This window comes from Thalassotalea sp. ND16A (genome assembly GCF_000764205.1).
GTDB lineage: Bacteria > Pseudomonadota > Gammaproteobacteria > Enterobacterales > Alteromonadaceae > Thalassotalea_A.
The window spans coordinates 21614-34829 of record NZ_JQDZ01000038.1 but is presented as its reverse complement, the minus strand read 5'-3'; the positions used below and the strand labels follow the sequence as shown (position 1 = coordinate 34829).

The following is a 13216-nucleotide window of genomic DNA, read 5'->3' as shown; positions in this document are numbered from 1 at the left end:
ATTTTCGGGCAATTAATAAGGAATAATATTGAGTATTCGTAAACCTGCAGTAGCAGGGAGTTTTTATGCTGATGATGCCATCGAGCTGGTCAGCAGTGTTAAACAGTATATCGGTGAGTTTGTTGATGCTGGCGTGTATGCCAAGGCGTTAATTGTACCTCATGCCGGTTATTGTTATTCGGGCGCGGTTGCTGGTGCGGCTTATCGATTATTGGCTAATAGTGCCAATGACATTAATCGAGTGGTATTGCTTGGCCCTTGCCATCGAATCGCTTTATACGGCATGGCGCTGGCCAGCTACGAATTTTTTTCGACACCGTTAGGTGATGTAAAGGTTGATGAAGATGCAAGCGAGATGCTTTTGGAAAAAGGCGTGGTACAGCTGTCTGACGAAGCGCATCAGTTTGAACACTCTTTAGAAGTGCAACTGCCATTTTTACAGGCCAGTTTGCAGCAGTTTAGCATTTTGCCGATTGTGGTTGGCGTGTGTGAACCCGAAGCGGTGGTTAAAGTGATAAAAGCGCTAGACACGAAAGGCACCTTGTTTGTGGTGAGCACGGATATGAGCCATTATCACAGCTATTTTGAAGCGCAAGCAATAGATAATTTCAATATTGTGCGGATGCTAAATTTTGCTACCGACTTGGTTAGCGAGGATGCCTGTGGCAGTTATGCGTTAAATGGTTTTTTTGAATATTGCGCTGCTCAGCAGTGGAAAATCCGCATGGTCAAGGCGGAAAATTCCGGCGATACCGGCAGCGATAAAAGCAGAGTAGTAGGCTATGCCAGCTTTATCGTGTATTGAACTGACAACCGCGGAGCAACAACTTGCCATTGATATGGTTTGGCTAGTACTGCGCGAAAGCATTAAACAGCAGCAATTGGTTATGCCGGCGATGCCGGATTGTACCGTTTTGCAACAACAGGCCGGTTGTTTCATCACGCTTTATGTTGATGAGCAACTGCGCGGTTGCATTGGCACCAGCGTGGCAGAAAAACCCTTGTGGCAGAATATTTGCACTTATAGCTATAACAGTGCCTTTAAAGACTATCGCTTCGACCCGATAAAGTTTGCGGAGCTGAAACAGTTAAGTTTTCAAATTTCAATTTTATCGGCTTGCAGCAGCATTGACAATCTCGGCGAACAAGCGCTAGTTAGCGAATTAAATGCAGGTGTTGATGGTTTAGTCATTGAATATCAACAACATAATGCGTTATTTTTGCCTTCGGTTTGGGATGCTCTACCCAAGCCAGAAGTTTTCGTCGCTAAGTTAAAGGTGAAAGCCGGATTGGCAGAGGATTATTGGCACCCGGACATTAAGTTGTTTCGTTTTCAAACCTTGTTGATCAAATCGGCAAGTTAGCGTTTTAATTGCTTTAACGCATCCTTTAGTAGGAAATGGCTCTATTAGCGCTAATTGTTGAGCTTAATTTTGTGTCAGCATTCCTTAAGCTACTATAAGGATAGCGTTGCATTCACCAGTTGAACTCACAGCGATTAAGAGCTGTACAATACACCACTCAATCTAGAAAAAACACACCGTCATCCTGTGCGAGTTTAAGCGAGACACGGGACCTCCTTACGCATGCTGTGGTTTTAAAATTAAATAAAATCAAATTTTTACAAGCACACTATTACTGGAGGAGGTCCCCGATGTCGCTTGAGCTCCTCGAGGATGACGGCGTACTTTCTCTACTTCTGCAAGTGGCACTGACTTGCCGTTCAGAGCCACCTTGAAGCTGGAGGAGATCCCGTTCAAAAACATAACGGGATGACGGAGTATTTTTTCTGATATTGTGTAGCAGCTCCTGGCACTGACCCTACGGATCGAGCCTGACATATTACCTTCCTTCTTAGAACCCAATCGAATAACTGAAAATCTGGGATATAAAAGTATCAAACGTCTGCTTTCTGGCTTGTGCATTTGAGCGCGTCAGAAACCAGCGTTAAGCTTTGCGCGGTGCCTGCATATCAATAACCCAAACCAAACTGTCAGCAATGTGGCAATTGTGATCATAAACTTTCTACACTCTCAGGTCAGCTGTCTTAAGGGGGGGGAGATGCCAGCCAACAGCCCTTTAGTTAGAAGTCATCGGTCTTATCACGGTAAAGCTACAAACAGAGGCCAATATTACTTGCCCACTACAAACAAGGTTAAATCTGACTTGTAAATGATTATAGTGCGGCAAACCGAGATCTAAAATTTTTCAATTATTCAACTTACAATAATTAAATCTCTTTAATAAAAACTTTTGATTTTCGCTGAAAGTTATACATTTTTTGTTTGCCTTCAGGTAATTTATTCATAGGCTGCTCAATAAAACCCTGCTCGAGAAACCAATGACCACTTACCGTTGTTAACACAAATATCGAGCCAAGATGCTGTTGTTTAGCTTCAGTTTCTAGCGCAGCAATCAAACGTCCGCCGCGGTTACCTTTACGGTAATCAGGATGAATAGCAACACAGGCTACCTCGCCCATTTTTGCATCCGAATATGGATACAATGCAGCACAAGCAATGATAACGTCTTCTTTTTTAAGCACAGTGAACTTGTCAATTTCAACTTCAAGTAGTTCCCGTGAACGTTTAACTAAAATACCTTCAGCCTCAAGCGGAGCAAGTAATTCCAAGATACCGCCAACATCATCAATAGTCGCAATGGATATTTGTTCTTTATGATCTTTAGCAATCAGAGTACCGGCACCGTCAAGCGTAAATAGCTCTTGCAATAATGCAGTATCACTTTGATAACTAACACAGTGACAACGTTCAACCCCATTCTCACCACATTGAATGATTGCTCGAAGCAATAACTGACGTACATGACAATCTTTTTCATCTAATAAGGTTTTAACCCGACGTACACTACAACTTCTGATCAACTCGCCTGTTTTACCTATCAACCCTTCACCTTCGGTTAAGGTGATCAATTTATCCGCTTTTAAAGCAATGGCTGTTTGTGCTGCTACATCTTCTAAAGCAAGGTTAAATACTTCACCAGTAGGCGAATAACCTATCGGTGACAATAAAACAATTGAGCCATAATCTAGCTGCATGTTAATACCATCAGAGTCAATTCTACGGACACTGCCGGTATATTTAAAATCGACACCATCACGAACCCCCATAGGCTTGGCAATAACAAAGTTACCTGTACTCACACGAATTTGAGAGCCATGCATAGGCGAATTTACTAAGCCTGTACTTAATAAGGCTTCAATATGCAAGCGTAAAGAACCCGTAGCATCTTTAACCGCCACTAGCGTATCGGCGTCGGTGACACGAATATTATTTTCAATAACTCGATTAATATTACGTTGGATCATGCGCTCTTCAATTTGTGGCCGTGCGCCATGCACCACCACTAACTTAACGCCTAAACTACGCAACAAGGAAATATCATGAATAATATTGGCAAAATTTTCGTGTGATACGGCTTCTCCGCCAAACATTATTACTACAGTTTTACCACGATGCGCATTGATATATGGCGCAGCATTTCTAAACCATTTAATGTTATTTGTATAATTATCCATGGTGTTTATTTCATTTTCCTTTGCGACTCCATTTGATGAGCAAATTCAACTAAGCATTGTACTAACGCTTGTCCTTGTCCATGAGCTGTAGTGGTCAACTAATTTTAGCCACGGGTTTGTATTCAGCCCAGCCATTGAACAACGCATCAAAAGTATTTCATCTTTTTTTATTAATCTTGGGTTGAGTATATAGAGTTCTATGGATTGGTGTTCTATAAAGTATAGTAGCGATATAAATCACAAGTTAATAGATAACAAAAACCAGGGGAATTTATGTCCAATTGTTTACTCCTTACCATTCCTGCGGGCGATTTAATTCAGGACTAAATGCTTATAAAGAGCGATAACCTACCTACACGATATAGGAAAAAAACACCGTCATTGCGGCGCAGGCCGCAACCTCCTGAACAGCAACAGAGCATGTAAGGTATTGTTTATAAGCACGTTATATCCGAAGGGAGGTTGCGGCCTGCGCCGCAATGACGTGGTTAATTTTTTCGAAGTATTGCACAACATACTAAAAAAGAGTGCCCGCAAGTGGCACTAAGCCAACGAACAGCGCGACATCTAAGAAGAGTGGAATCCCCACTCTTTTTTCATATCTAAAACCGTCAGGTTTGTGGCATTAGCTTACTAGAACAAAAATTAAAGCTAATTCTTACTAGGATAAATTAATTTCCTCAAAAAAAAGGGCGCAATATTAGTGCGCCCTTAGATATTTAATTACCTTGTATCTTGTTATTCTGCAACCGTAGCTTTAATTTGTGCGGTTTCAGTCATCTCTACAATATTCATTTCATCTATCAGGTTAGTGGCACCGTCGATATGTTCCATCACCCAAAGCATGTAGCGTACATCAACATGAATTGAGCGGTTTAGCTTGGCATCGTAATCCCAACCACCAATGATACTTTCATAGACACCGTCAAATACCAGGCCAACAAACTCAGCTTTGCTGTTTAAGGTTGGTGAACCCGAGTTGCCGCCGGTAATGTCTAGCGTACCGAGAAAATTAACAGGTACGGTGTTTAGCGAATCTTTGCTGTACACGCCGTATTGCTTTTTGTTGATCAAATCCAGCTGCTTTTTCGGCGCATCAAATGGAAATGTGCCAGTATCTTTGGCGACAATTCCTTCAACCGTGGTAAACGGGCTAGCGATAATACCGTCCTTCGGTGAGTAGCCTTTGACATTACCGTAAGTGACACGCAAAGTGGAGTTGGCATCGGCGTAAACCGGTAAATTTTTCGCTTTGTTGTAAGCAATTAATGCTTCCATAAACTTAGGACGATATGCCTGAATATTGCCTGATAACTCTTTGTCAGCATCTTCAATGGCTTTGCGTGCTTTAAAGGTGTTAACCGCTAGCTGAATGAACGGGTCGGTAGCATTATTGAAATCGGCAACGCTTTTATCCATCCAGGCTAATCGGGTAGCTTCATCATGCAACTGGGTTTGTTGGTAAATGTTATTAAGTTTTTCAGCTAAGGCAGCCTCGTTTAGCCCGTTTTCAAGGCCAAAGAATTGATCGATCGCTTTAATGTGCTGCTTTGCCGGCAGTGCGGCATAATGTTTTAACATGTGCGCCAGGATTTTTTGATCAATATCCAAATCTAAACGTCGGTTAATGGTTTTCATCCCCTGCTCAAAACGCGACATATCACGGTTTTGGTAGCCGCGTTGGCGTTCAAGATCTGGCTTGGTTTTTTCTACCGCTAAACGGTGTAATTTATTTGCCGCAGTCAATAACTGGCTACGGCCCATATAGCTTAATACATAGCTTTGCGGGGCAAACTCCTGGCTTTGAGCAACCAATTTGTTTAAGCCTGGCAGGGCATTGCCATATTTAGCCTTGCGCTGAGCATTGTTGTTGATCCAGGCGGTAAGCTCTGCTTCTAACTGTTGCTTACGTGCTAAGGTAGTGCCTTTAGTGTAGCTTTCCACTAATGAACCATAGTTTTTGGCGTAATTTGCCAAACTTGCCAACTCGTTTTGGTATTTAATGCGTTTATCGCTAGCAACGGCTGAATTTTGATGAATTAAGTCAATGATCTCTTCACGGTACGCTTTTGCAACCGGATATGCCCAGGTAAACTGATGTTCAACTTCACTGGCTACACGGTAACGGTTGGTTCTGCCCGGGTAGCCAAGCACCATAATGTAATCATCTTCACTGACCGACTCTTTGTTCACTTTCAAATGATGCTTAGGTTGGTATGGTACGTTATCTTTGGCAAAATCTGCTGGCTTACCGTCTTTGCCTACATAGGCTCGATAGAAACCGTAATCACCGGTATGTCGTGGCCACATCCAGTTATCGATATCGCCGCCATACTTGCCAACACTCGACGCCGGGGCGTGCACGAGTCTGACATCACGGATCATCAATTGCTTGAACAGGTAATATTCTAAACCACCGTGAAAATTTACGACGCTACAACGGTAGTCTTTATCTTGTTCACACTCAGCAACCATTTTCTTGCTGCTATTTTCAACTTGCTTATAGCGCTCATCACCCTTCATGGCATTGCTAATGCCAGCAGTGATCAATGGTGTTACTTCGGTGATCTCTTCCGTTACGTAAATGCGTTGACCAGGAGCCGCGGGCAATTCTTCGGCGAATGATTTGGCGAGAAAACCATTTTTAAGCAAGTTGTTTTCTTCGTTTGAATTGTACTGCACCGAGCCATAAACACAGTGATGGTTGGTAACGACCAAGGCCTGGTCAGAAATAAACGATGCGGTACAACCACCCAAGCTGACAATGGCACCCATTGGAAATTCGGTTAAATTGGTTAAATCGCTCGGATTCATTTCTAAACCCGCTGCCGTTAATTCTTTGCTAATACTTGGTAACTGATGTGGTTGCCACATACCTTCATCGGCAAATGACGTAGCGCTTACTGCCAATAGCAGTAATGATGTTATTACTCGCACCTAATTCTCCCTTAAAAAAATTTTACCTTCGGGATTTTGCAAAAATGACAATTTATAGTCAAATCGAGTGATTTAAAAATTGTTACCAAAGTCAGTAACTAGTTAACAAAGCTTTACAGTAAAAGCTATCAACAAAAACAATGAGTCACTCTGTGTAACGTCAAAATATGCTTTTAAAAAAGAGCTTATGTAAACCTTAGATTCCAACTTTGTTGGTGAAATTAACGATTAAAACTCTATTTTAACGGTAAATTTTGTTAGTATGCAGCCAAATTTTGTAGTTGAAGTGGTTTATGTACGATTTTATTGTGATTGGTGGCAGCCAGGCAGGCCTTGCCATGGGGTATCATTTAAAACAATTAGGGGTAAATTTTTTAATTGTTGATGCTGGCGATGAAATTGGCAGTGCCTGGCTTTCGCGCTGGGATTCCCTAACCTTATTCACACCGAAAAAATACAATGCATTACCTGGCTTGAAGTTTAGCGGTAGTCGCGAATACCCGAATAAATATGATGTAGCTAAATATTTAAAAAACTACGTAGCCACTTTTAACTTGCCGGTGCAATTAAACACCAAAGTTGAATCGCTAGAGAAAAACGCGGGTGTTTATCAGGTGAATGCCAATAGCCGAAAATTATTTTGTCGTAATGTTATTATTGCTACCGGCCCATTTCATACCCCATTTATCCCAAGCTTTGCGGCAAACATTTGTTCAACAGTTAAACAAATCCACAGTCGGGATTACGTCAATACTGAGCAATTAAACGCGGGCGACACCTTAGTGGTTGGTGGTGGTGATTCTGCAGTACAAATATTGGCAGAAATTGCCGAAAACGGACGTACTACCTTTAGCTCTGGCGTTACTAGTACGGCGTCGTTGCCGCAGGCATTATTCGGCAAAACTTTATGGTGGTGGTTGAAATCGTTGGGCATACTGTCGTTATCACGACATTCATTTTTAGGTAAAATCCTGAAAAACCGGATGCAACCGGTGATTGGTACCAATGTTAAAGCACTACTGAACAAGGAAAACATTCAGGTGTTAGGAAGAACGGTTGCGGCCAAGGGCAAAACCATTAATTTTGCCGACGCCTCAATATCGTCAATAAAAAATATCATCTGGGCCACCGGTTATAAACCCGATTTTTCCTGGCTCGCCGGCGAAGGTTCAACGCCAGTGAAATTTGAACAAGACGGTTACCCGACAAACCATCGTGGCGTAGGCAATAGTGAAGGCATGTATTTTATTGGTTTGCCCTGGATGCACACCCGAGGTTCGGCAACATTAGGCGGAGTCGCTGCCGATGCCCAGTATTTGGCGGATCATATCGCTCAGCAATATCAGTTAAATGATGTAGAGCTGCTTTCTTGCAACGCCTAGTATCCATTACGGCAATACTTTTCATCAAAAAATAGTATTCATGGCGGCTTAATCCCGCCATTGATATCGCTATTATCTATTGGCAAAAATGTACATTACCTATACCTTTATGTATGTGGTTTGCTCAGCGGACCTGTGAGCCATTCAAAATTCTATATTAGTTTATCAATAAAACCAGCTACTTATAATAATTTAGGTAACTGGCACAACTTATGCCCTCTTATAAACTGCTACGTAAATTAATTTTCATTGATAGTTGAATAGGAGTTGTTATGAGCATTGTTAACTCATTCGTTAAAACCAGCAAGTTTTTACTTTTTGCCATCGTATTCTCGCTGTTTCTGGTGATCGTGTTTATAGATCGACAATTTATCCTACACTAAAAGAATTGCTATAAAACCAAATCAACTGAATGAAAAGGGCACAGTGGTGAAACTATTAACCAATGAAGAGCTGAAGTTTTTTTCTAATTTTACCCGCTCGGTAATGGTTAATCCTTTCACCGAAGAGCGCAGGTTGTTACACACTCTGGTAACCAGTAAATATTTAACGGGCCAGTCTGTAGGCGTGCATTTTTTTAAAAGCTTACAACCGCTGTTAACTGCCAATATCGCCGAACTTGAAAAGCGTAACCTCACTACCTTTCAGCAATTTAATGGTCAAGAGCGTAAAATTCTGTATTTTTCTTATATTGCGGAAGTGTATTTAGACTATATCGAGCCGTTAGATGATTTAATTAAACGGCAATTAGCCTCAAAAACCAGCTCAGTCACCTTTCCCGAAGGGGAACCAATTATTGCCAAGCTGGTAAGTCGAGGTTTTATTGAAAAAGAGGCGCTGAGCCTATTAGAGTTGTTGTATCAATTTCGCCGTGCTTACTTGTTTATTAATACCGGCCTGGTGGGCCAATGTGACGCAATAACCCGGTTACGGGAGAGCCTGTGGAATAACCTGTTTACTTCCGATGTGTTTAATTATCACCGCAGTTTATGGGATAATATGGAAGACTTTTCGGTGTTCTTAGTGGGCGAAACCGGTACTGGTAAAGGGGCCGCAGCCTTTGCCTTAGGGCGTTCAGTGCATATTACCTTTGATAGAAAAACCGCTTGCTTTAGTGAAAATTTCAATCAAACGTTTATCAGTGCCAATTTGTCGCAATTTGCGGAAAACTTAATTGAGTCAGAATTATTTGGCCATCGTAAAGGTGCCTTTACCGGAGCCGTTGAACAGCATAAAGGTCTTTTTTCCCAGTGCAATTCACATGGTTTGTTGTTTCTCGACGAGATTGGCAACCTCAGTCAAAACATTCAAATTAAATTATTGAAAGTATTGCAAGAGCGAAAATTTGTGCCGGTTGGCAGTTATATTGAAGAGTCTTTCCATGGCCGCATTGTTGCTGCAGCAAATCAGTCATTACATGATTTAAGAAAAGACGAAATGTTACGGGATGACTTTTATTATCGTCTTTGCTCAGACGTTATCGAAATTCCGTCATTAAGGCAGCGCATTAACGAATCGAAAAATGAACTGGAAATACTGGTAGCTGAGTTGGTATCACGGATTTGTGGCAATAAAGATGACAACATCGTCGACAGGGTACTTACTGCTCTGGCTCAGGGATTGCCTAAAGATTATTATTGGCCAGGTAATGTGCGCGAGTTGGAACAAGCGATCAGAAGGGTAATATTGAGTGGCAGTTATTTAGGCGACAGATTTCATCACCAGCATAATGATGTTGGCTCAATGCCACAATTTAATCGTGAACATCTTGATCTGAAAGACTTTTCGAAAAGGTATTGTTTCAAACTTTATCAGCAGCTTGGTAGCTATGAAGCGGTAGCGAAAAAAACCAACCTGGACCGACGCACGGTGAAGAAATACATTCTGGAAAGTAACTCTGGAAAGTAAGCCTGATAATGATGTTTTTGTTGAGCTTCCGGCTATACTTAACAAAGGCATATTTAGTGTGGAGGTGTTTATGTCTATTGCGAACCGATTGGGTTTTTACCTAAGTGAACATCAAATTCCTTTTCAGGTTATTCCTCATTTTCATAGCGATAATTCCGTTAGCACAGCGGTTACCGCAAATGTACCATTAAATCAAATCGCCAAAGGGGTGATGCTTTCTGATCACGAAGGGCGAAAATTAATGGCAGTGTTACCGGCAAACAATAAAGTGACTATGTCGAGAGTTAATGAAGAATTACTCGGAAGTTATCATTTGATTAAAGAAAACCAGGTGTATGAGTTATTTAAAGATTGCGAACATGGCGCCGTGCCACCAGTGGGCATTGCCTATAACATGTCGATGATTTGTGATTCGTTACTCGACGAATTAGACGAAGTCTATATTGAAGCGGGTGATCATGAAAATTTATTGTGTATTGATAAGCAAGGCTTTGAAAAATTAACCGCCAGTGCCAGACATGCACGATTTAGCCGAGAAGTGATCCATTAAATTTAAAGAGGTCGTTTATACCAAGTCCGATAATTTATTGACCAATAAATTGTCGGAATAGGTATTACGTATCCGTTAAAGCTACTGCGACCGCTTTATCGTGGTTTACGGTGAATTAATATCCAGTACACCCAGTAACCGGCAAATGCGGCAAAAAGATGTTTTAAGGTGTGACCACTAACTATTTGAATAACAGCATAAAGTTCATTATCAAATAGCTCACAAAGCTTGGCGATAAAGTAAATGGTAATGAGCGTAAAGCATTGATTTTTATCCGTGTACGGCCATGTTTTGGTCAATACAATGATGGGTAAAATAATCATTGGCAGGTATTGTACTAGCAAATAACCCCGTAAATCGCCTTGTTGAAAGTGCTCACTTATGCCCCAGTAAATGACACTGGCAATACCGATAAAAATAAACGGCAACAGACATTTTTTTCCTAATTTTACACTGACAAATTCTCCGAGCAATGCGCTGAAAATCGCCATGAAACTGAAAGCTATGCCTAAACGGTCAAAAATCAAGGTGAAATTAGTGGGGTTTAGATGGTAAAAACTTGACCCTATACCGGTGGCAATTAAGCCCGCAAAAAATAACTGATAATTCAACGCTAGATGGTGGTCGAACAATCGAGTCGAGTTGTTGCTGATTTTACTTAATGCATAAAGGCCTACAGCAATAAACGGCAAATTTGAAAGCACATTCAGGGTGTTGGGAATTGCGTAGAAATTACCTTGATCGGCAAAGCTGTGATATTCAATGGATTGCGATAACGCAGGGGTAAAAATAAAGAATAGAATAACAAATGATGTTATTACCCCGAGGATTAAATAATTCTGTTTTAACATACCGATTTCTACTCTTCAGCCGTTAATTATAAAGATCTTTGAGTAATAAACATTGCAGTTCATTATTCTAGCATTATAGAATAAATTTATTAGCATTGGTATTAAGTTAACGTTATGTTATTTATCTATAAAAAGGAGAATGCTGTGTTTAAATTTTTCATCGCCTTAGGTTTATTTTGGGTAAGTTATGGTTATGCGCAAGTGAATACCTTGCGCCTAGATTTTTACCATACAGGGGATGCCAAAGCAGAGATCTTTTCTCTCGATCAAGTGGTGATTGAACCATTGGCCTGGCCGGGGGCAAAATCGCAAGTACTCGATAGCCTGAATCGTGGTAAGTATCGCTTTATCGTAACAGACAGTAAAAGCCAAAAGGTGTTATTTACTCGCAGCTTTAGTTCGATTTATGGGGAATGGGAAACTACCGCTGAAGCGAAGAAAATAAAACGTACCTTTCATGAGTCGCTACGTTTTCCGCAACCTCAAAGTAATGTCGTTATCACCATTGAAAAACGAGATCACAAGTTTGACTTTCAACCGGTGTGGAGCACTGAAATTGATCCCAACCATTACTTAAATCATCGCGAATCGGCAAGTTATCAACCGCAAGTGATTGCCATTGAGCAAAATGGCTCACCGACAGAAAAGGTCGATTTGTTAATCCTCGGAGACGGCTACACCGCGGCGGAAATGGATAAATTCAAACAATCGGCGAAAGCGATGACCGAAGCATTATTTGCCACCAGTCCATTTAAACAATACCGCAAACATTTTAACGTTTGGGCGTTGGCACCACTTACCGCTGAATCTGGCGTTTCAAGGCCATCGACCAACACTTATCATGATAGCCCTTTAGGCGTCACCTATGATGCGTTTGGCTCTGAGCGTTATGTTCTGACCAGCGACAATCGTAATTTTCGCCGTATCGCATCGTCAGTGCCTTACGATTTTGTCGAAATTATCGTCAATAACGATACCTACGGCGGCGGTGGCATATTCGGCTTGTTTTCCACTGCAGCGGCCAATAGTGATTGGGCCAATTATCTGTTTATTCATGAGTTTGGTCATCATTTTGCCGGACTTGCCGATGAGTATTACACCAGCTCGGTGGCCTATACAACGCCGCAAAATATAATTGAGCCGTATGAGCCCAATGTTACCGCATTACTGCCAGGTCAGCCGTTAAAATGGCAGCATCTGACTAAAAAGGACAGCGATGTACCAACGGCCTGGCCGAAAGCTGAATATGAAAAACATTCTTATCAATATCAAAAAATTCGACAACAGTTACGCCAAGATAATAAACCGGAAGCAGAGATGGATAAGTTATTTCATCAAAATCAGCAGATTGTCGAAACTATGTTCTCGAAAGCCGACAACAAGGATGTCATAGGTGCCTTTGAAGGGGCAAACTATTCCGCCAAAGGTTATTATCGCAGTGAATTAAATTGCATTATGTTTACCCGAACCGAAGAGTTTTGTCAGGTTTGTCAGCAGGGCATTATCGACATGATCAAGCTATATTCGCGCTAATACCAATCTGCATAAGTATTATTACAAAACTTAGTTCTGCCTAAGCAAGCTCATCTTTGCCAGATCAAGCTCTGCAGGGAAGGGCTTTTTTGTTGGTAATTTAACAAGCGTACTTTTAAACTCTCGGGCAGCTGATTTGCGGCAATCGAGGCAAACCCTTGTTGCTGGTAAAGCCTGCATAATGAGTTATTGGCAAAACAATAGATGAGGTTAATCTGCTGTTGGCAGTGATTGAGTAACAATGTCGACAGGCCTTTACCACGATACTCTTTGGTGACAACTAGTGCGTGTAAAAACGGCGTGCTTTGTTGGTAAGAGATGATCACACCGGCAATAATGTTTGTGTTGTCAGCACTATCTTCAGTAATAAAGTAACAGGCATCATCACCCATGAAGCTGGCACTATAATGGTTGTTTTTGTAAAAGCGTTTGATCGCTTTTTTGTTGGTTTTGTCTGCTTGAATAATTTGCATCAGATAAGGACTGGGAGCGCGGGGTCAAAGTACGGGGTCAGAGT

The 13216-nt window shown here is 41.5% G+C and carries 10 protein-coding genes; 6 read left to right on the top strand and 4 right to left on the bottom strand.

Annotated elements, in window-relative coordinates:
• Positions 1-28 precede the first annotated feature (28 nt).
• Both amrB and amrA read left to right on the top strand, forming a co-directional pair.
• Positions 29-805: an AmmeMemoRadiSam system protein B gene (amrB, locus tag ND16A_RS12695; protein ID WP_033076908.1), complete on the top strand. Its 777-nt coding sequence runs from the start codon at positions 29-31 to the stop codon at positions 803-805.
• Positions 783-1364, top strand: coding sequence for an AmmeMemoRadiSam system protein A (gene amrA / locus ND16A_RS12700; protein ID WP_033076907.1), 582 nt, complete (start codon positions 783-785; stop codon positions 1362-1364). The genes amrB and amrA overlap by 23 nt, the downstream gene beginning before the upstream one ends.
• Before the next feature lie 866 nt (positions 1365-2230).
• On the opposite strand, the gene argA is transcribed toward amrA, so the two are convergent.
• Positions 2231-3538 carry an amino-acid N-acetyltransferase gene (gene argA, locus ND16A_RS12705; protein WP_033076906.1) on the bottom strand — a complete coding sequence of 436 codons (1308 nt, stop codon included), beginning with the start codon at positions 3536-3538 and terminating at the stop codon, positions 2231-2233.
• A gap of 738 nt (positions 3539-4276) precedes the next feature.
• Positions 4277-6412, bottom strand: a complete 2136-nt coding sequence (locus ND16A_RS12710) for a S46 family peptidase (RefSeq protein ID WP_052072965.1) — start codon at positions 6410-6412, stop codon at positions 4277-4279.
• 356 nt (positions 6413-6768) lie between these two features.
• Here ND16A_RS12710 and ND16A_RS12715 point away from each other — a divergent pair, with 356 nt between their 5' ends.
• From ND16A_RS12715 to ND16A_RS12725, 3 genes are all read left to right on the top strand, one after another.
• Complete coding sequence (locus ND16A_RS12715) at positions 6769-7857, top strand: flavin-containing monooxygenase (protein WP_033076905.1); 1089 nt, start codon at positions 6769-6771, stop codon at positions 7855-7857.
• Positions 7858-8286: 429 nt separating this feature from the next.
• Positions 8287-9765: a sigma-54-dependent transcriptional regulator gene (locus tag ND16A_RS12720; protein ID WP_052072958.1), complete on the top strand. Its 1479-nt coding sequence runs from the start codon at positions 8287-8289 to the stop codon at positions 9763-9765.
• Positions 9766-9835: 70 nt separating this feature from the next.
• Positions 9836-10315, top strand: a complete 480-nt coding sequence (locus tag ND16A_RS12725) for an aminoacyl-tRNA deacylase (RefSeq protein ID WP_033076903.1) — start codon at positions 9836-9838, stop codon at positions 10313-10315.
• A gap of 95 nt (positions 10316-10410) precedes the next feature.
• Here the strand turns inward: ND16A_RS12725 and ND16A_RS12730 are convergent, their stop codons facing one another.
• Positions 10411-11166 (bottom strand): hypothetical protein, encoded by a 756-nt coding sequence (locus tag ND16A_RS12730; RefSeq protein WP_033076902.1) that lies wholly within the window; start codon positions 11164-11166, stop codon positions 10411-10413.
• Positions 11167-11310: 144 nt separating this feature from the next.
• Between ND16A_RS12730 and ND16A_RS12735 the strand changes: the two genes are divergently transcribed.
• On the top strand, positions 11311-12699 hold the full coding sequence (locus tag ND16A_RS12735) for an IgA Peptidase M64 (RefSeq protein ID WP_033076928.1): 1389 nt from the start codon (positions 11311-11313) through the stop codon (positions 12697-12699).
• Between the two features lie 50 nt (positions 12700-12749).
• Here ND16A_RS12735 and ND16A_RS12740 read toward each other — a convergent pair whose 3' ends face one another.
• Positions 12750-13172, bottom strand: coding sequence for a GNAT family N-acetyltransferase (locus tag ND16A_RS12740; RefSeq protein ID WP_033076901.1), 423 nt, complete (start codon positions 13170-13172; stop codon positions 12750-12752).
• Positions 13173-13216 lie beyond the last annotated feature (44 nt).